At 66.1% G+C, this 17694-nt stretch carries 16 protein-coding genes and 2 pseudogenes; 11 read left to right on the top strand and 7 right to left on the bottom strand.

Translation table 11 applies throughout. The annotated features are described in order from the left end of the window. Positions 1-7 precede the first annotated feature (7 nt). Together CCX87_RS16535 and CCX87_RS16530 are read left to right on the top strand one after the other, a co-directional pair. Positions 8-550, top strand: a complete 543-nt coding sequence (locus CCX87_RS16535) for a hemerythrin domain-containing protein (protein ID WP_087747780.1) — start codon at positions 8-10, stop codon at positions 548-550. A gap of 193 nt (positions 551-743) precedes the next feature. Continuing rightward, on the top strand, positions 744-1814 hold the full coding sequence (locus CCX87_RS16530; protein ID WP_087747779.1) for an AbrB family transcriptional regulator: 1071 nt from the start codon (positions 744-746) through the stop codon (positions 1812-1814). Between the two features lie 103 nt (positions 1815-1917). On the opposite strand, the gene CCX87_RS16525 is transcribed toward CCX87_RS16530, so the two are convergent. Both CCX87_RS16525 and CCX87_RS16520 read right to left on the bottom strand, forming a co-directional pair. Further along, entirely contained in the window at positions 1918-2214 is a 297-nt protein-coding gene (locus tag CCX87_RS16525) for a BTH_I0359 family protein (protein ID WP_087747778.1), read from the bottom strand. Positions 2215-2393: 179 nt separating this feature from the next. After that, positions 2394-3596, bottom strand: a complete 1203-nt coding sequence (locus CCX87_RS16520; RefSeq protein WP_232476600.1) for a DUF3108 domain-containing protein — start codon at positions 3594-3596, stop codon at positions 2394-2396. Between the two features lie 199 nt (positions 3597-3795). Here CCX87_RS16520 and CCX87_RS16515 point away from each other — a divergent pair, with 199 nt between their 5' ends. The 4 genes and pseudogenes from CCX87_RS16515 to CCX87_RS16505 all read left to right on the top strand — a co-directional run bounded on the left by CCX87_RS16515 (position 3796) and on the right by CCX87_RS16505 (position 7448). Beyond that, complete coding sequence (locus tag CCX87_RS16515) at positions 3796-4830, top strand: fumarylacetoacetate hydrolase family protein (RefSeq protein WP_087747776.1); 1035 nt, start codon at positions 3796-3798, stop codon at positions 4828-4830. A gap of 110 nt (positions 4831-4940) precedes the next feature. Further along, on the top strand, positions 4941-6104 hold the full coding sequence (locus CCX87_RS16510; protein WP_087747775.1) for an iron-containing alcohol dehydrogenase: 1164 nt from the start codon (positions 4941-4943) through the stop codon (positions 6102-6104). A gap of 13 nt (positions 6105-6117) precedes the next feature. Then, positions 6118-6213 (top strand): annotated as a pseudogene (locus CCX87_RS20945) (type 1 glutamine amidotransferase domain-containing protein); the annotation flags it as partial. 149 nt (positions 6214-6362) lie between these two features. Further along, the gene (locus CCX87_RS16505) at positions 6363-7448 is read left to right on the top strand and encodes an IS630 family transposase (RefSeq protein WP_087748270.1); all 1086 of its coding nucleotides are present in this window, start codon (positions 6363-6365) and stop codon (positions 7446-7448) included. Positions 7449-7524: 76 nt separating this feature from the next. Here the strand turns inward: CCX87_RS16505 and CCX87_RS16500 are convergent, their stop codons facing one another. Further along, complete coding sequence (locus CCX87_RS16500; protein ID WP_087747774.1) at positions 7525-9630, bottom strand: molybdopterin-containing oxidoreductase family protein; 2106 nt, start codon at positions 9628-9630, stop codon at positions 7525-7527. A 120-nt stretch (positions 9631-9750) separates the two neighbouring features. Between CCX87_RS16500 and CCX87_RS16495 the strand changes: the two genes are divergently transcribed. The 4 genes from CCX87_RS16495 to CCX87_RS16480 all read left to right on the top strand — a co-directional run bounded on the left by CCX87_RS16495 (position 9751) and on the right by CCX87_RS16480 (position 13801). Further along, the gene (locus CCX87_RS16495) at positions 9751-10899 is read left to right on the top strand and encodes an ABC transporter substrate-binding protein (protein ID WP_087747773.1); all 1149 of its coding nucleotides are present in this window, start codon (positions 9751-9753) and stop codon (positions 10897-10899) included. 149 nt (positions 10900-11048) lie between these two features. Continuing rightward, entirely contained in the window at positions 11049-12254 is a 1206-nt protein-coding gene (locus tag CCX87_RS16490) for a M20 aminoacylase family protein (protein ID WP_087748430.1), read from the top strand. Between the two features lie 105 nt (positions 12255-12359). After that, complete coding sequence (locus CCX87_RS16485) at positions 12360-13460, top strand: M14 family metallopeptidase (protein WP_087747772.1); 1101 nt, start codon at positions 12360-12362, stop codon at positions 13458-13460. A gap of 86 nt (positions 13461-13546) precedes the next feature. After that, positions 13547-13801, top strand: coding sequence for an acyl-CoA-binding protein (locus tag CCX87_RS16480; RefSeq protein WP_087747771.1), 255 nt, complete (start codon positions 13547-13549; stop codon positions 13799-13801). Positions 13802-13879: 78 nt separating this feature from the next. Here CCX87_RS16480 and CCX87_RS16475 read toward each other — a convergent pair whose 3' ends face one another. The 3 genes and pseudogenes from CCX87_RS16475 to CCX87_RS16465 all read right to left on the bottom strand — a co-directional run bounded on the left by CCX87_RS16475 (position 13880) and on the right by CCX87_RS16465 (position 16143). Continuing rightward, on the bottom strand, positions 13880-14596 hold the full coding sequence (locus tag CCX87_RS16475; RefSeq protein ID WP_087747770.1) for a nitroreductase: 717 nt from the start codon (positions 14594-14596) through the stop codon (positions 13880-13882). Position 14597: 1 nt separating this feature from the next. Beyond that, a complete protein-coding gene (locus CCX87_RS16470) occupies positions 14598-15002 on the bottom strand; it encodes a polyhydroxyalkanoic acid system family protein (protein WP_087747769.1) in 405 nt (134 codons plus the stop codon). Continuing rightward, positions 14995-16143: pseudogene (locus CCX87_RS16465) on the bottom strand (aminopeptidase). The gene CCX87_RS16470 and the pseudogene CCX87_RS16465 overlap by 8 nt, the downstream one beginning before the upstream one ends. A 108-nt stretch (positions 16144-16251) precedes the next feature. Between CCX87_RS16465 and CCX87_RS16460 the strand changes: the two are divergent. Next, positions 16252-16911 carry a DNA-3-methyladenine glycosylase I gene (locus tag CCX87_RS16460; RefSeq protein WP_087747768.1) on the top strand — a complete coding sequence of 220 codons (660 nt, stop codon included), beginning with the start codon at positions 16252-16254 and terminating at the stop codon, positions 16909-16911. A gap of 24 nt (positions 16912-16935) precedes the next feature. Here CCX87_RS16460 and arsC read toward each other — a convergent pair whose 3' ends face one another. Then, complete coding sequence (arsC, locus tag CCX87_RS16455) at positions 16936-17412, bottom strand: arsenate reductase (glutaredoxin) (protein ID WP_087747767.1); 477 nt, start codon at positions 17410-17412, stop codon at positions 16936-16938. Between the last annotated feature and the right edge of the window lie 282 nt (positions 17413-17694).

Raw genomic sequence — 17694 nt, 5'->3', positions numbered from 1 at the left:
CGCGGCCATGGGCACTTCCTCGGCCCTGCCCGGTTTCAACGCGCCTGCCGTGGGGTTCGAGCAGCCCTTTGCCATGCTCGAAGCCTGCCACGAGCGCGTGCAGCGCACGCTCACCCTGCTGCAGCGGCTGCGCGCCCATGTGCTGGAGCACGGCGCAGACGTTGCCGCGCAGCAGGCGGCGCGCGACGTGCTGCGCTACTTCGACATCGCGGCGCCACTGCACCATGAAGACGAGGAGCTGCATGTGTTTCCGCTGCTTTTGGCGCAAGGCACCGCCGACGTGGCTGCGCTGGTGGCGCGCCTGCAGCACGACCACCTCTGCATGACCGCCGACTGGGCGGCCGCACGCCTGCCGCTGCAGGCCCTGGCCGATGGCCGGCAGGCCGGGTTCAGCGAGGCCGATGGCGCGGCGTTCGACCGCTTCATCGCCCGTTACGACCGCCACATCGCCGACGAAGAGGCCGTGGCCTATCCTGCAGCGCAAGCTTTGCTGGCCGCCCCGGCGCTGCAGGCAATGGGCAGCGAGATGGCGATACGCCGCAAGGGATGACCTGCATAGCCCGTGTGCGTGGGAGACGGTGCTTCAAAAAGCATAGCTGCTCGCGCTTGCTGCATAAGCGCTTCGGCCTGATTTGACTAAAAACCCCACGCAAAGTGCGACACCCACCATGCCCCACCAGCATGGGCCCGACCGGCGCTTACGGCGGTGCGGGCGGAGAGCCGCACGATACTGGCAGGCTTGTATGCGTAGTCACCTGCTTTTTATCGCCCGTGTGGCCTTGACCTTGGCCCTGGCCTGGGCCGCCGCAGCCGCCTGTGTGGCGCTGCACACCCCGTTGCCCTGGATGATTGGCCCGCTGCTGGCCACCTCGCTGCTGTCCATCGGTGGTGCGCCCACCGAAAGCTGGGCCCCGCTGCGCAATGCCGGGCAGTGGTCGATCGGCGCCTCGCTGGGGCTTTATTTCACGCCGCAGGTGGTGGCGCTGGTGGCCAGCCTGTGGTGGGCCATTGCGCTGGGCATTGTGTGGGCGCTGGTGCTGGGCTGGCTGTTTGGCGCCTGGCTGTACCGGCTGCACGCGCCGCGCATGCATGGCGTGCCGGCGCCGATGATGCGGGCCACCAGCTATTTTTCGGGCGCCATTGGCGCGGCGTCCGAGATGACGCTGCTGGCCGAGCGCGAAAACGCCCGCACCGATCTCGTGGCCGCCAGCCACAGCCTGCGCCTGTTGATCGTCACGGTGACCATTCCCTTTGCGCTGCAGTGGAGCGGGCTGCATGGCCTCGATATCCTGCCGCCCACCGTGCGCGCAGTGAACGGGCCGGGACTGGCGCTGCTGGCGCTCCTGACCGGGGCCGGAGCGCTGGCCATGGACCGGCTGGGCCGCGCCAACCCCTGGTTCATGGGCGCGCTGGTGGTCTCGATGGGGCTGGCCATGGCGGGCCTTACGTTGACGGCGGTGCCCCAGGGGCTGGTGAACGCGGCGCAGTTGGTGATCGGCGTGAGCCTGGGCGTGCGGTTCCGGGCCGATTTTCTGCGCGCTGCGCCGCGCTGGCTGGCGTCGGTGGCGGTGGGCACCTTCGTCCTGATGGTTTTGTGCGCCCTGTTTTCGGCGTTGCTGGCCTGGGCCACCGGGCTGCCCTGGGTGACCCTGCTGCTGGGCACCTCACCGGGCGGTATCACCGAAATGGCCATCACGGCCAAGGTGCTGCAATTGGGCGTGCCGGTGGTGACGGCGTTCCAGGTGTGCCGGCTGATGGCGGTGCTGGTGCTGGTGGAGCCCTTGTTTCGGCGCATTTACCCGCGAGCGGCTTGAGCGACCCTGCAACACATCGGTCCCTTATCGTGGTCCGGCGGGCAGTTCCCGGCAGAAAAAAAAGGGGCAATGCCCCTTTTCCTCAGTGTTCGCCTCAGCACTCTCAGTGCACTATCACCGGGTTTTGCGCTAGACCGGCATAGCGGTCGAGTGCGTCTTCCACTTCTTCCTGGGTCGGGGTGTCGCGCTGCCAAGCCAGGATCTGCTGCTGGAACATCTCGGCCCAGGAGCCATCCAGATAGACCTCTTTGCCCGAGCGTTTGTCCACGATTTCAAAGCCGTGGCGGGCCAGTTGGGGTGCGGGCGGCGCAGTGTCGTGCAGCCGGGTGCCTTTTTGCTCCACGGCGTCGGGCAGCATGTGGACGACCACAAAGGAGTCAGAGTCGTAGAGCATTTGCATGGTGTTCCCCCAGTCGATATGTGAATCAGATGACAGCGGGTGGCCAGAGTTCAAGTCCCACAGCTTCCTGGCACCTGATGCTTTGCAGTATTTCACGAAAAAGGGCCTGTTTTGGGTTGGCGCGGGCTTTTCGCCGTTATGGCGCACGCAAGCAACACTGGAATGCCGCCCTCGGGTGATCAGGGCGGGCTGCTGCTGCGCAGGCGCAGGTCGGCAAAGTCACCGTTGGCCTGGGTCAGGCGGATGCGCACGGGCATGTAGCCCAGTTCGGGGGCCAGCCACAGTTCGGCTTTCTGGTCGTAGTCGCGGCGCGGCAGGCGCTGCAGTTTCCAGGCAAGCAGGGGGCCTGCGGGCAGGTCCAGGTTTTCTTGCCCTTCGATCGAGAAGGTCCAGCGGTCGGCGCTGCGGGCGCTGACGGTGGTCAGCGTGACCTGGGTGCCCGGCACAAACCGCCCAGGGTCGGCCGCCAGCATCGCGCCGAGCTGGATGAACACGCTCAGGCGGTCTTGCGCGCCAGGCCCGGCCGCTGCCGGCGGGGTGTTGGCGCTGAAGGTGACGCGGCCCTGGGCGTGGTCAAAGTGCGCGGCCCGCTCGCTGCGCGAGCGGTCGGCAAAGCGCTCGGGCTGCAGCCCCTGCGCGGTGATCTGGCCCACGCTGCTCTGGGAGCGGCTGCCCACCAAAAAGGCGCTGATCTCCTGCCGCGCTTCATAGCGGCTGCCGTCGTGCTGCCACAGCAGTTCGGCGTTGGCGCTGTAGTTGAACTTTTTCGCCTGCCCGCTCACGTCAAACGCCAGCCGCACCGGCGCGGGCAGGCGCACTGCCGGCGCTGCCGTGCTGGCCGCAGGGCCCGCAGCCCCCCCGGGGGGGCGGATGTCCACGCCCGCACCCATGTCGTTGTCGGGCGCCGTGGCGGGGCTTTCGGGGCTGGACGATGGCGGTGTCGCCTCGCTGGCGTGGGGCTGTGGGGCAGCAGCAGCCACCTCGGCTGTCTCCGTGGCGACTGTGGATTCGGTGGTTTCGGGTGGTGCCGGAGGGGCTGTCTCCGAAGCCTCCGCCGCCGGGGTGGCTGGGACGGCTGGGGTGGGTGCCTCGGGATCGGCAACCCCTGCGGTCGGTGCTGCCGGCGGCTCTGCGGGCGGAGGCGTATGGGCTGCCTGGGCTGCAGTTTGCGACGCCGGGGCCGCAGCGGGTTTCTTGCGCGCGACTTGGGGGCGCGGGGGCGCGGGGGGGGTTGGGGGCGCCACTGCCGCTGCCGGTGGTGGCGGCGGGGCAGGGGCAATGCTGCGCGTGCTGAAAACCTGTGCTGCGGGGGCCGTGGACGGGTGGCCGTCCCAGGCCATGGGTATCCCTTGCAGCACCAGCCAGTGCAGTGCCAGCACCATGGCGGTCAGGGCCAGCAGTGGCCAGCGAGCGCGAGCCAGCCCGTCCGGCCGCGCAATACCGCCGTCCACCAACGGGGATCCTGCCCGTTTTTTATCCATGTGCACTAAAGTTCGCGAGTTTTAAGTTCAACCAGATTTACCCAGCGCAGTGGGCGCACGGTGCGCACCATTTCCACCCAAGACAAAAATCCCTGCCCCCATGAAACTTGCCACCTATAAAGACGGTTCGCGCGACGGCCAACTGCTTGTTGTCTCCCGCGACCTGGCCACGGCCCATTATGCGACCGGCATTGCCAGCAAGCTCCAGCAAGTGCTGGACGACTGGAACTTCCTCTCGCCCCAGCTGCAGGACCTGTACGACCAACTCAACGCCGGCCGCGCACGCCACGCTTTTCCCTTTGATCCGCAGCAGTGCATGGCGCCGCTGCCCCGGGCCTACCAGTGGGCCGATGGCTCGGCGTACATCAACCATGTTGAACTGGTGCGAAAAGCGCGCAACGCCGAAGTGCCGGCGAGTTTTTACACCGACCCGCTGATGTACCAGGGCGGCAGCGACGACTTCATCGGCCCCTGCGACGACGTGGTGGTGCCCAGCGAGGCCATGGGCATCGACTTCGAGGCCGAGATCGCCGTCATCACCGGCGACGTGAAGATGGGCGCCAGCCCCGAGCAGGCGCTCGACGGCATCCGCCTCGTCATGCTGGCCAACGACGTGAGCCTGCGCCACCTCATCCCGGCTGAACTGGCCAAGGGCTTCGGCTTTTTTCAGAGCAAACCCGCCACCGCCTTCAGCCCCGTGGCCGTGACGCTCGATGAGCTGGGCGACGCCTGGAGCCATGGCCGCCTGAACCTGGTGGTGCAATCCACCTGGAACGGCCGCAAGGTGGGCATGTGCGATGCCGGCCCGGAGATGACCTTCCACTTCGGCCAGCTCATCGCCCATGTGGCCAAGACGCGCAACGTGCGCGCCGGCTCCATCGTGGGCAGCGGCACCGTCAGCAACCAGGGCGTGGAGCAGAACGGCCGCATGGAATGGCCCAAGGGCTACAGCTGCATCGCCGAAAAGCGCTGCATCGAAACCATCCAGGACGGCAAGCCCAGCACCGAGTTCATGCAGTTTGGCGACACCATCCGCATCGAGGCCAAGGGCCCGGACGGCGCCAGCATCTTCGGCGCCATCGACCAGGCCATCGCATCGCCTGCGGACGCATCGGTGGTGGCGAAGGGTGAATAAATGAGGCTGGCACGCGCGATCACGCGGACAATGAACCACCCGCACGACGGGCTTTTTACGCGCCTGTCGGCTGATCCAACGCTGTTCCGCCCACTACCCCACACATCGCCATGCTGAATTTCGACTTCCACAACCCCACCCACATCGTTTTCGGCAAGGGCCGCGTGGCCGACCTGGCCAAGCTGGTTCCCGCCGCAGCCAAGGTGCTGATCCTGATCGGCGGCGCCAGCGCCGAAAAAACCGGCACGCTGGCCGAGGTGCGCGCCGCGCTGGGCGAGCGCCAGCACGCCACCTTCAGCGGTATCGAGCCCAACCCGAGCTACGAGACCTCGATGAAAGCCGTGGCGCAGATCCGCGCAGGCGGGTTCGACTTTTTGCTCGCCGTGGGCGGTGGCTCGGTGATCGACGCGGTGAAGTTCATCGCCGCCGCCGTGCACTTTGAAGGCGACGACGCCTGGGCCATCCTCGAAAAGCGCGGCCGCAACATCACGCAGGTCGTGCCGTTTGGCGCGGTGCTTACCCTGCCCGCCACGGGCTCGGAAATGAACAACGGCGGCGTCATCACGCACCGCGGCAAGGGCGCCAAGCTGGCCTTCAGCAGTGTGCACAGCTTCCCCCGGTTCTCGGTGCTCGACCCCACCAAGACCTACACGCTGCCGCCCCAGCAGCTGGCCAACGGCGTGGTCGATGCCTTCGTGCACACGGTCGAGCAATACCTGACTTACCCCGTCAACGCCCCGTTGCAGGACCGCTTTGCCGAAGGCATTTTGCAGACGCTGATCGAAGTCGGCCCGCGCCTGCTGGCCGCGCCCGAGCCCGTGTACGACGACCGCGCCAACCTGATGTGGGCGGCCACCATGGCGCTCAACGGGCTGATTGGCGCCGGTGTGCCGCAAGACTGGGCCACGCACATGATCGGCCATGAGCTGACGGCGCTGCACAACATCGACCACGCACGCACGCTGGCCATCGTGCTGCCTGCGCTGCTGCACGAGCGCCGGGGCCCCAAGCGCGCCAAGTTGCTGCAATACGGCGAGCGGGTGTGGGGCATCACCACCGGAACCGAGGACGAACGCATCACCGCCGCCATCGCGCGCACCCGCGACTTCTTTGAAAGCATGGGCGTCGCCACGCGCCTGTCGGGCTACGGCCTGGGCGCGGACACCATCGACACCGTGGTGGCGCAGCTCGAAGCGCACGGCATGGTGCAACTTGGCGAACAGCGCGAGGTGACGCCGGCCGTGAGCCGGCGCATCCTCGAAGCGGCGCTGTAAACCGCCGGAACACAAGGATGGCCAATCGGTGGTCAAGGGCAACAACGTGACCGGCTTCACCAACACCAAGGAAGCCGCCGTGGGGTTGACGGAGGTGGTTCCGTTTCTGAAGACGCTGGGCTGACGTCAGCAGTCGCCAGACGTGGGTGGCGAAAATTTGAATGAAAATGGCTGCTAGTGTAGTGTTTGATTCTTAATGAAACTTAATTGAGCAACCACGCTCCAATGCTCTACTACGGTTTGCATTGGAGTGAAAAATTGCGAGTTGCCCCGACGATTGTGTTGACGGATGAAGAGGAAAGCGAGCTGAGCCGGCTGGCGCGCTCCAAGCGCACCAGCGTCAGATTGGCCCAGCGCGCCCAGATCGTGCTGCTGGCCGCGCAGGGGCTGCAAAACAAGGATATTGCCGAGCAGCTTGGCATTGGGCGCGTGCAGGTGGCGCGCTGGCGTGAACGCTACCTGCAATTGGGGCTGCAAGGTATCGAGCGCGACTTGCCGCGCGGCGCACCGCCGGTGAAGGTGGATGTGGCCAAGCTTGTGAAGCTAACCACACAGACCAAGCCCGAGGCGGCCACGCACTGGAGCACGCGCACGATGGCCGCTGAGTTGGGCGTCAGCGCCAGCACCGTGATGCGCCATTGGCAGGCCCACGGTCTCAAGCCTCACATCGTGCGCGGCTTCAAGGTCTCGCGCGATCCGCAGTTCGTGCAAAAGCTCGAAGACATCGTGGGGCTTTACATGTCGCCGCCCGAGCATGCGCTGGTGCTGTGCTGCGACGAAAAGAGCCAGGTGCAGGCGCTGGACCGAACGCAGCCCGGGCTGCCGCTCAAGAAGGGGCGCGCGGCCACCATGACGCACGACTACAAGCGCAACGGCACAACCACCTTGTTCGCTGCGCTCAACGTGCTCAACGGTCAGGTCATCGGCCAGTGCCAGCAGCGCCACACCCACATCGAGTGGCTGAAGTTCCTGCGTCAAATCAATCGGGAGACGCCCAAGGACAAGACGCTGCATCTGATCGCCGACAACTACGCCACGCACAAGCATCCAGCTGTGCAGGAGTGGCTGGCCAAGCACCCCAGATTCAACATGCACTTCACGCCAACCTCGGCATCGTGGCTGAACATGGTCGAGCGCTTCTTTCGCGACATCTCCGAGAACCGGCTACGCCGCGGGGTGTTCACCAGCGTGCCCGAACTCGTCTCGGCCATCGATGAGTACATCGCGCATCACAACACCAACCCCAAGCCGTTCATCTGGACCAAGAACGCTCGCGACATCCTGCAAAAGGTCATCCGCGCCAATAGCCGATTAAGTTCCAAACAGAATGCAACACTACACTAGCGCTTATCCAGAAAGCGCTAGCAGCTATTGTTTTTGACGCGATGTCTGGGCGGTCCTGGCGCCTCAATTGGCCGCTTTATCCAGCTGCTTGCGGGGTGACCGCCGCCTCTGGGTGGGTGCAGGTCTCCACCTCCACCAGGCAGTCGTAAAACGTGGGTGCGCGGCCCAGGTCCGTGAGGGCCTGGCTGGTGACCTCGTTCACGTTGGTGCCGTTCAGCCCCAGCTTGCGCCACCAGATACCCAGGCCGTTGACCACGCCAGGGCGCGCACGGGGGGACACCACCGCATGGCACTCGTAGCTGCCCCGGTCGTTGAACACGCGCACGGTGCTGCCGTCGGCAATGCCGCGCGCCTCGGCGTCGTCGGGGTGGATCTCCAGCACCGGGCGGCCTTCGATGTCGCGCAGGCTTTTGACGTTGACGAAGGTCGAATTCAAAAAGTTGCGCGCAGGCGGCGAAATCATCGCCAGCGGGTAGCGGGCGTCGGTGCCCTGCAGCTCGTGGTTGGGTACATGGTCGGGCAGGCCGTCCAGGCCCTGCGCGGCCAGGCGGGCGCTGTAGAACTCGCAGCGGCCGGAAGGTGTGGGGAAGTGGCCCTCGGCAAACGGCGCATCGGGCAAAGCCAGCGTGGCAAAGCCCTGGGATTCGAGCAGCGCGTAGTCCACGCCGCTGCCAAAAGCCTGGCGGCACAGGGCTTCGTCGCTGTCGGCAAAGCAGGGGTCGGTCAGGCCCATGCGGGCGGCCAGGTCGCGGAAGATCTGGGCGTTGCTGCGGGCCTCGCCCACGGGGGCGATGGCGGGGCGGTTGAGCATCACGTCGGTGTGGCCGTAGGCCAGGTGCACATCCCAGTGCTCCAGCTGCGTGGTGGCGGGCAGGATGTAGTCAGCGTAGTCGGCCGTGTCTGTGCGAAAGTGTTCCAGCACCACGGTGAACAGGTCTTCGCGCGCAAAGCCCTGCACCACCTTGCTGGAATCCGGCGCCACGGCCACGGGGTTGCTGTTGTACACCACCAGTGCCTCGATGCGGGGACCAAAGTGGGGCGAGGCTTCGCGCAGCAGGTCGTCGCCGATGGTGGACATGTTGATGGTGCGCGGCACCCCGGCGGGCACCAGGTCGGGCCGCTGCAGCACGGCGCGCTGGGCCGGGAACTGGCCCGAGCTCGACAGCAGCATGCCGCCCGCGCGGTGACGCCAGGCGCCCGTCAGCGCGGGCAGGCAGGCCACGGCGCGCACGGCGTTGCCGCCGCCGCGCACGCGCTGCATGCCGTAGTTCAGTCGGATGGCGGCGGGCTTTGTGGTGCCGTAGTCGTGGGCCAGCTGGCGGATCTGCTCCACCGGAACGCCGCACACCTCGGCAGCGCGTTCGGGCGGCCATTGCAGGGCGCGTTCGCGCAGCGCCTCCCAGCCCAGTGTGTGGCGGGCGATGTAGTCGTGATCCAGCCAGTCGTTGGTGATCAGCTCGTGCATCAGAGCCAGGGCCAGCGCGGCATCGGTGCCGGGGCGCAGGGCTATGTGTTCATGGCACTTGTCGGCGGTTTCCGTCTTGCGAGGGTCGATGCACACCAGTCTGGCGCCATTGCGCTTGGCCTGCTGGGCGTAGCGCCAGAAATGCAGGTTGCTGCCAATCGCGTTGCTGCCCCAGATCAGGATGAGCCGTGATTCAGCGAAGAACTCCACCCGCATGCCGACCTTGCCGCCCAGCGTCTGCACCAGGGCTTCGGCGCCGGCCGATGCGCAGATGGTGCGGTCGAGTTGCGATGCGCCCAGGCGGTGAAAAAACCGCCGGTCCATGCTCTCGCCCTGCACCATGCCCATGGTGCCGGCGTAGCTGTAGGGCAGGATGGCCTCGGGGTTGCGCGCCACGATGGTGGCAAGGCGCTGCGCAATCTCGGCCAGGGCTTCATCCCAGGAGACGGGTGCAAACTGGCCGCTGCCCTTGGACCCCGTGCGTCGGAGTGGCGTGAGGATGCGCTCGGGGTGGTAGCTGCGCTCGGTGTAGCGCGACACCTTGGCGCACAGCACGCCATCGGTGTGCGGGTGATCGGGGTTGCCCTGCACGCGGGTGGCTACGCCGTTGTCCACCGTGGTGAGCAGGGCGCAGGTGTCGGGGCAGTCGTGCGGGCATGCCCCGCGCACCTGCATCGGTGCAGACAGTGGCAATTCTGTGACAGAAGATGTGGTCATGCGTTGGGTTGGTCGCTAGACTGCAAACAGGGATGGAAGCAGTGTGCAGTCAACGCATCTCTTCCAGAGGGCAGCACAGAGGGATCGCCCTCTTTTTTTGACAAGGGCACAGATTTCACCATGAACCAAACGGCACTGGGGCGCAGACAATTTTCCGTGGGCCTGGGCGCGGCAGCGCTGGGTGGATTCAATCTGGCACGCGCGCAGGGCGAGGGCCGTATCGTGCTGGGGCAGTCGGCGCCCTTCACGGGCCCTGCTGCGCAGCTGGGTATCCAGTTCCATCAGGGCGCCAAGCTCTTTTTTGACCGGCTCAACGCCCAGGGCGGCGTGGGCAAGCGCATGGTGGAAATCCGCACCATGGACGACGGCTACGAGCCCGACCGCTGCGCCGAGAACACCCGAAAGCTCATCGCCGACGACGTGTTCGCGCTGTTTGGCTACATCGGCACCCCCACCAGCCTGGCTGCCCTGCCCGTCTTCACCAAAGAACGTGTGCCGTTTTTTGGGCCGTTCACCGGTGCCGAGGCCCTGCGCCAGCCGTTCAACCGCCTGATTTTTCATGTGCGCGCTTCGTATTACGACGAAACGGCGCTCATCGTGCGCCAGCTCACCAACCTGGGGCTCAAGAAGATCGCGGTGTTCTACCAGAACGACGCCTACGGCAAGGCGGGGCTGGACGGGGTGACGAAGGCGCTCGCCGGGCTCAAGCTGGCCCCGGTGGCCACGGCCACGGTGGAGCGCAACTCGACCGATGTGCAGGCGGCCGTGGATAAGCTGGTGCCCGCCATGCCCGACGCGGTGGTGCAGATCTCGGCCTATGCGGCCAGTGCCGCATTTGTGCGCGCTGCGCGCAAGGCGGGCTTTGGCGGCACCTTCTACAACGTATCGTTTGTGGGCACGCAGGCGCTGGCCGACGAACTGGGCAAGGACGGAGCGGGCGTGGTGGTCTCGCAGGTGGTGCCTTCGCCCTACCAGCCCTCGCGCCCCATCACGCGCGAGTTTCTGGAGGCCATCAAGAAGGGTGGCGACAAGGTGCAGGCCAACTATTCCAGCCTGGAAGGTTTTCTGGCGGCGCGCATTTTCACCGAGGGCCTGCGCCAGGCGCTGGCCGGTGGCAAGCTCACCCGCGATAGCTTCATCACAGGCCTCGAATCCCTGGGTTCGCAGGTGATTTCCGGGTTTCCTGTGTCGTTCAGCGCCAGCAGCCATGCGGCTTCGAAATTTGTGGAAATGTCCATGTTGACCGGCGACGGGCGCGTCAAAACTTGATGCAACCATTGATGCGCTTCGCGCCCGCCGAGCCGAGGCGTCGTGCCAGTGCAAAGGCGTGGACAGAAACCATGGCGTAGGGGTGCCATCGCTCGGGCTGCAGGCCTCGGGATACCGGGCTAGACTGTCAGATCGTAAGGATGCACACCATGAACGTTATCGATTCCATCGTCACCCAGGCCGCCAGTATTGCTGTTGTGCGCCGCGATATCCACGCCCATCCCGAGCTGTGCTTTGAAGAAGTGCGCACCGCTGACCTGGTGGCACAAAAGCTCACCGAATGGGGCATTCCCATCCACCGGGGGCTGGGCAAGACCGGCGTGGTCGGCATCGTGAAGGGGCGCGACGGCGGCGCCAGCGGCCGTGCCATCGGCCTGCGTGCCGATATGGACGCGTTGCCCATGCAGGAGTTCAACACCTTCGCGCACGCCAGTCAGCACCACGGCAAAATGCACGCCTGCGGTCACGATGGCCACACGGCCATGTTGCTGGCGGCGGCGCAGCACTTTGCCAAACACCGCAATTTCGATGGCACCGTGTACCTGATCTTTCAGCCAGCGGAAGAGGGCGGTGGCGGCGCGCGCGTGATGATCGAGGACGGCCTGTTCGAGCAGTTTCCCGTGCAGGCCGTGTTTGGCATGCACAACTGGCCGGGCATGAAGGCGGGGCAGTTCGCTGTGAGCCCGGGGCCGGTAATGGCGTCCAGCAACGAATTCAAGATCACCATCCGCGGCAAGGGCAGCCACGCAGCCATGCCGCACATGGGCATCGACCCCGTGCCCGTGGCCTGCCAGATGGTGCAGGCCTTCCAGAGCATCATCAGCCGCAACAAGAAGCCCGTGGATGCCGGCGTGATCTCGGTCACCATGGTCCACGCGGGCGAGGCCACCAACGTGGTGCCCGACAGTTGCGAGCTGCAGGGCACGGTACGCACCTTCACCATCGAGGTGCTCGACATGATCGAGCGACGCATGAGGCAGGTGGCCGAGCACACCTGCGCCGCGCACGAGGCCACCTGCGAGTTCCAGTTTGTGCGCAACTACCCGCCCACCGTGAACTCGGCCGCCGAGGCCGACTTTGCGCGCCAGGTGATGGCGGGCATCGTGGGCGAGGCCAATGTGGTGGTGCAAGAGCCCACCATGGGCGCCGAGGATTTCGCCTTCATGCTGCAGGCCAAGCCGGGCGCCTATTGCTTCATTGCCAATGGTGATGGCACGCACCGCGACATGGGCCATGGCGGTGGTCCCTGCACGCTGCACAACCCGAGCTACGACTTCAATGACGACCTGATTCCGCTGGGTGCCACCTACTGGGTGCGGCTGGCCGAGGAGTGGTTGGCCGCGGCCCACGCCTGACCGGCGCAATGCCAGTGGCGCCTTGGCTTTTTCACGGCCTGGGCGCTCGTGTCTTGCGTCGGCATCCCCGCGCACGCTCCATCCGTCAGCTGTTCAGGAAATTCCATGATCGGTATCGTCCAGGCGTTTGCTTCCACCTACGCGCGTGCGCGCACGCAGTTTTTGGAGGCTGCCGCCATGGCCAGCCTGCCGATCGAGTCGCACCGCCATCCGCTCCTGGGGCGCGATGGCGAAGACTTGGCCATGGATGTGGTGCGGGATGGCCCGCCAGACGCTGACAAGTTGCTCATCGTGAGCAGCGGCTGCCATGGCGTGGAGGGCTATTGCGGCAGTGGCGTGCAGGTGTTTGTGCTGCATGACCAGGAGTGGCGCGACCTCGCGCATGCGCAGGGCGTGGCCGTGCTCTACATCCATGCGCTCAACCCCTATGGGTTCTCGCATATCCGCCGCACCACGCACGAGAACGTGGACCTGAACCGCAATTTCCACGACTTCAGCCAGCCCCTGCCCGTCAACGCCGCCTACCGCGAGGTAGCGCCGCTGCTGTTGCCCGATGCATGGCCACCGCAGGCGGACAACGTGCAGGCCGTACAGGCCTACATCGCCACGCACGGCGCAGCTGCCTGGCAGGCGGCCATCACGCGCGGGCAGCATGAGTTTGCCCAGGGCCTGTACTTTGGCGGCACGGCGCCGACCTGGAGCAACCAGACGCTGCGCGCGGTGCTGCGCCAGCATGGTGGCCGTGCAGCGCGCGTGGGTTGGATTGATCTGCACACGGGCCTGGGGCCCAGCGGCTTGGGCGAGCGCATCTACTGCGGGCCAGACGAAGCCGCAGCCGTGCAGCGCGCGCGCAACTGGTGGGCGGGCGATGGCGCCACGCCCGTTACGTCCATCTACGACGGCTCGTCCACCTCGGCCTTCCTCACGGGGCTGATGTGGACCGCGATCCGGGACGAATGCCCCCAGGCCGAATTCACCGGCATGACCATGGAATACGGCACGGAGCCCTTGGAGGATGTGCTGCAGGCCCTGCGTGCCGAGCACTGGCTCTATCTCCATCCCGAGGCTCCCGCCGCACAGGCCGCGCAGATCAAGGCGCAGATGCTGGCCGCGTTTTACACCGACACCGATGCATGGAAAGGCCAGGTCATCAGCCAGGCGCGGCAGTCGATGTTCCAGGCGGTGCAGGGGTTGGGCAGGCCGTAAGATCGTGAACCCGTATCTCAGATACTGCGCAGTAAGCTCGTACCGACACCGTTCTCTTCCCAACTTTTCCAACAAGGACAACCGACATGGCCGACTTGAACGCCACTTTCGAAGCCGCTGTGGCCCATTCCAAGAACCTCAGCGAGCGTCCCGACAACGTCACGCTGCTCAAAATCTATGCGCTGTACAAGCAGGCCACGGCGGGCGACAACACCGACAAGAAGCCCAGTTTCTCCGACGTGGTGGCCCGCGCCAAATGGGACGCATGGGAAAAGCTCAAGGGCACCGATCTCGACGCTGCCAAGCAGCAGTACATCGACCTGATTGAATCGCTGAGCTGAGGGGGTAAGGACTGGCTTAGGAAACCAAGCGGCTTCACGGCCGCTTTTTTCATGGGAGCCGGTGCGTCAATCAGTGCCTCAGTCGCGCCAGGTCACGCTGTCGCCCGGAGCTGCGCGTTGCGTGCGAAACCGGTTGGCCGGGCGGCCTGCTTCGGCCAGGCCGAACGAGATGCCGCAGACGATGCTGCGGTCGGCGCCAATGCCCAGCACCTCGCGCAGCACGCCGGGGTAGGCGGCCAACGCGGCCTGCGCGATGGCCGCCACGCCCAGGCTGTGGGCGGCCAGCAAAAAGTTGCCCACGTAGGCGCCGCAGTCCACCGCGCCATACACGCCCAGGGCTTCGTCGCTGCTGACGATGGCCACATGCGGTGCTCCAAACATGGTGAAGTTTTCGGCCGCCTGCCGGGCGGAGGCCTCGCGGTCGCCTTTGGCAATGCCCAGGGCTTCGTAAAGGCCCCAGCCGCATTCGCGCCGCCGTTCCTGGTAAACACCCCGGTATTCGCGCGGCCAGGGCAGATCAGGCGCGGGGGGCTCGGCGGCCGCATGGGCCTGCAGGGCGCTGCGCAGGCGCTCCAACGTGGCGCCGCTGGCGATGGTGAGTTGCCACGGCTGCGCATTGCACCACGAGGCCGTGCGCTGGGCGGCCGCCAGGATGCGGTCGATGGTGGCGCGGTCCAGTGCCTGGGGCCGGAAAGCGCGGCAGCTGTAGCGGGTGTGCAGCAGGGTGGACAGGGTTTCGTAGGCGGGCGTTGTCCCGGCGGGTGCGGTGGGCGGCGGTGTGTGTGGTGATGTCATCTCAGGCTTTCTGGGCCGCTGCCTTGGCGGGTGCGCGGGCGGCAGTCTTGTGCTCCGCGCCATCGTTGGCGGGCGCCTTCCTTTTGGCTGGCGCGGCTTTGCGCGCAGCGGGGCGGGGAGTGTTGAGCAGCGCATCGAGCTGCTCGCCGATTTCGGCTTCGATGCGTGCCTTGAAAGCGCCAAACAAAAAGCCCAGCTCGGCCTTCATTTCAAACTGGCGGGCATCCACCAGCAGGGTGCCTTTCACGCCGGCGCGGCTGAAATACAGGGTGTCCTGCGCATCGCCTTCTTCGTAGGTGCATTCCATGTCAAATTTTCTTTGGGCCTTCTCGGCCCAGGAATAACCGACGTTGCGGGCTTCGGTGAAGCCCAGGCGGTGTTGGCGGTGGATGTGGATGTCAGGCACCGGAGGGCTCCTTGGGAGTGGTGAGTGCGCGCAGGCGCTGGTGGCGTTGCGCTTCGGGCTGCTGCGCCAGTTGTCTGACGGCATCATAAAACCGGGGCCACTGGCGGCCCTCGCGCTCGAACAGTGCTTGGAAAGCGGGCACCAGTTCGTCGTAGGCGGCCTGGGCGGCAAAGCTGGCATTGTTGGCCTGGGCCACCCAGCGGTCGTAGCCCGCCAGTTGCGCGGCATTCACGGCGGCGGGGCGGTCGCGCCCGGCCTGCAGCCAGCCGGCGCGCAGCGTGGCGTAGTCGGTGCGAAACACTTGCATTGCTTCGTTTTTCATAGCTGCTAGCGCTTTCTCATCAAGCGCTAGAGCCTATTTTTGTTCATAAATTGCCGCCAGCCGTGCCCTGGTGGCACGCGCCAGGGCGCGGAAGGCGCTGCGCCGTTCGCTGCTTTCGGCAAAGGCCTCGCGGGCCTGCGGGCTGGCTTCGGTGGCCAGCCACTGCGCGCTGCCCAGCCGGTCCACCGCCGTGGCAAACGATTCGTTGAACAGCGTGTCGCCCTGGGCGTAGACCACCTGGTGCGCCAGCTCGTGGAACAGCAGGCGCACAAATTCGCCCTCGGGCCAGGCGATGAAGGTGGAGAGCAGCGGGTCGCCGCCGGCCCAGTTCATGTAGCCCAGCGTGGAATAGGCGGGCACGCCATACACCTCGACTTCCAGGCCTTGCCCGGCCAGCTGCGCGGCCTCGGCCCGCGCGTCGGCTTCGGCAAAGTAGCCGCGGTAACCAATGCAGCCCGTGACCGGAAAGCACCAGCGGTGCAGTGTGAGCGCATACGGCGGCGCGGCCACCACGTTCCACACGGCATAGGGGCGCTGCAGGTCGGCATAGCGGCGGTAGCTGGCGTTGTCGGGCAGCCTCAGTGTGGTCACGGCAAAGGCGCGGGCGCGCTGCGCCAGTTGCAGGCGCTCGCGCAATGCAGACGGGATGTCGGGGCGGGCGATCCAGTGGTCAATCGGCTCGGCCGCCTGTATGAGTTGCAGGTGCCCCTGCACGGATTGCCAGTAATAGCCCAGCGTGCTGCCCTGGCTGGCGCAGCCCGGTAGCGCCAGCGCCAGGAGGCTCAGCCGTGCAAGGCGTTGCAGAAACGAGAATTGCATGTCGGCAAGGAAAACGGGGGTGGTCTGCAGTGTAGATACAAAGCCCGGCCAGGGTTCACGGCGGGCCTTGCCTGTGGCGTCCGGTGCGGACAGTTTCTAGAATGTGCCATGCCCCATGTTGTTCTTGAGCCGACCGCTGATCTGCCCACTGGCCTGTTTGTGGATGAGGGCGGGTGCCCACGCTGCAACTGGTGCCGGGCAACACCCGCCTATCGCCACTACCACGACCATGAATGGGGTTTCCCCGTGGCAGACGACGGACGCCTGTTCGAAAAGCTGTGCCTGGAGGGCTTTCAGGCGGGCCTGAGCTGGCTCACCATTCTGAACAAGCGCGAGGGCTTTCGTGCCGCGTTCGCCAACTTCGATGCCGAGCAAGTGGCCGCGTTCGACGAGCGCGATGTGGTCCGCCTGGTGCAGGACGCCGCCATCGTGCGCCACCGGGGCAAGATCGAATCCACCATCAACAACGCGCGCCGCGTGCTGCAGTTGCGGCGCGAGTTTGGCTCGCTGGCGCACTACGTGTGGCGCTACGAGCCCGCAGCCACCGACCGGCCCGAACGCATCACCCGCGAAGTGGCGCGCACCCTGTCCACATCGCCCGCGTCGATCGCCATGTCCAAGGACCTGAAAAAACGGGGCTGGAGCTTTGTGGGGCCCACCACGGTGTACGCCTTCATGCAGGCGATGGGGCTGGTGAACGACCATCTGCAAGGCTGCCATGCGCGCACCATGGCTTTGCAGGCCAGGGCGCAGTTTGTGGTGCCGTGAAGGACTTGCCGTCTTGCGGGCCTGTCATGGCGCGCCGACGATCCACCTTGCTCGATGAAGCACATTGCTGGTCAATCGTGCGGCCCGCTGGCCGTTCGCGTCGACGACCACCTCGCCGTCTTCCTTGGTGAACGCGCCTTGTTGGGGCTGGGGCAGGATGTCCAGCACGGCCTCGGACGGGCGGCACAGCCGCGTGCCCAGCGGCGTGACCACGATGGGTCGGTTGATGAGGATGGGATGCTGGACCATGGCGTCGATGAGCTGCTCATCCGTCACCCCGGGGGCGCCCAGGTTCAGCGCGGTGAACAAGGCCTCCTTGCTGCGCACTGCATCGATCGCCGGCCTGCCCGTGGCGGCGATCAGCGCCACCAGGGTTTCGCGCTGCGGCGGGGTCTTGAGGTATTCAATGATCTCGGGCTCCATGCCGCTGTTGCGGATCATGGCCAGGGTGTTGCGGGAGGTGCCGCATCGCGGGTTGTGATAGATGGTGATAGAGGTCATGCGTCGGCAGTGTGTCAGGGCGATGGTGCCATGGCAAGGGCGTGGTTCACAGGGGCCAGCCGGGCAGCTGCTGGCGCCGGAGGCCGCTGAGCGCCCTGGCTCCAGTCCTGGTGTGTCGGACTTCCGTGATGGGCTTGCCGACATGCGCAGGGAGTGTGGCGTGCCTGGTCGCGAAGAAACCGAAGGTAAGAGGGGCGAACTCTTGCTCCAATGCCGCGAGATAGCCGCCGCGTTGGCGGCCCGAGCGTGCACCACCGGGCTGAGGGGCGGTTGACGTATCAA

Source organism: Acidovorax sp. T1 (assembly GCF_002176815.1).
Taxonomy (GTDB): Bacteria; Pseudomonadota; Gammaproteobacteria; order Burkholderiales; family Burkholderiaceae_C; genus Acidovorax.
Note: the sequence above shows the minus strand (reverse complement) of the source record. Positions and strands in the feature narration are given on the sequence as shown.

Excerpts from the sequence above, each read along its gene's own strand:
- CCX87_RS16480 (WP_087747771.1), top strand. The coding sequence starts at position 13,547 with ATGGCCGACTTGAACGCCACTTTCGAAGCCGCTGTGGCCCATTCCAAG.
- CCX87_RS16490 (WP_087748430.1), top strand. The coding sequence starts at position 11,049 with ATGAACGTTATCGATTCCATCGTCACCCAGGCCGCCAGTATTGCTGTT.
- arsC (WP_087747767.1), bottom strand. The coding sequence starts at position 17,412 with ATGACCTCTATCACCATCTATCACAACCCGCGATGCGGCACCTCCCGC.
- CCX87_RS16460 (WP_087747768.1), top strand. The coding sequence starts at position 16,252 with ATGCCCCATGTTGTTCTTGAGCCGACCGCTGATCTGCCCACTGGCCTG.
- CCX87_RS16515 (WP_087747776.1), top strand. The coding sequence starts at position 3,796 with ATGAAACTTGCCACCTATAAAGACGGTTCGCGCGACGGCCAACTGCTT.
- CCX87_RS16530 (WP_087747779.1), top strand. The coding sequence starts at position 744 with ATGCGTAGTCACCTGCTTTTTATCGCCCGTGTGGCCTTGACCTTGGCC.
- CCX87_RS16525 (WP_087747778.1), bottom strand. The coding sequence starts at position 2,214 with ATGCAAATGCTCTACGACTCTGACTCCTTTGTGGTCGTCCACATGCTG.
- CCX87_RS16535 (WP_087747780.1), top strand. The coding sequence starts at position 8 with ATGGGCACTTCCTCGGCCCTGCCCGGTTTCAACGCGCCTGCCGTGGGG.
- CCX87_RS16510 (WP_087747775.1), top strand. The coding sequence starts at position 4,941 with ATGCTGAATTTCGACTTCCACAACCCCACCCACATCGTTTTCGGCAAG.
- CCX87_RS16495 (WP_087747773.1), top strand. The coding sequence starts at position 9,751 with ATGAACCAAACGGCACTGGGGCGCAGACAATTTTCCGTGGGCCTGGGC.
- CCX87_RS16485 (WP_087747772.1), top strand. The coding sequence starts at position 12,360 with ATGATCGGTATCGTCCAGGCGTTTGCTTCCACCTACGCGCGTGCGCGC.
- CCX87_RS16520 (WP_232476600.1), bottom strand. The coding sequence starts at position 3,596 with ATGGTGCTGGCACTGCACTGGCTGGTGCTGCAAGGGATACCCATGGCC.
- CCX87_RS16500 (WP_087747774.1), bottom strand. The coding sequence starts at position 9,630 with ATGACCACATCTTCTGTCACAGAATTGCCACTGTCTGCACCGATGCAG.
- CCX87_RS16475 (WP_087747770.1), bottom strand. The coding sequence starts at position 14,596 with ATGACATCACCACACACACCGCCGCCCACCGCACCCGCCGGGACAACG.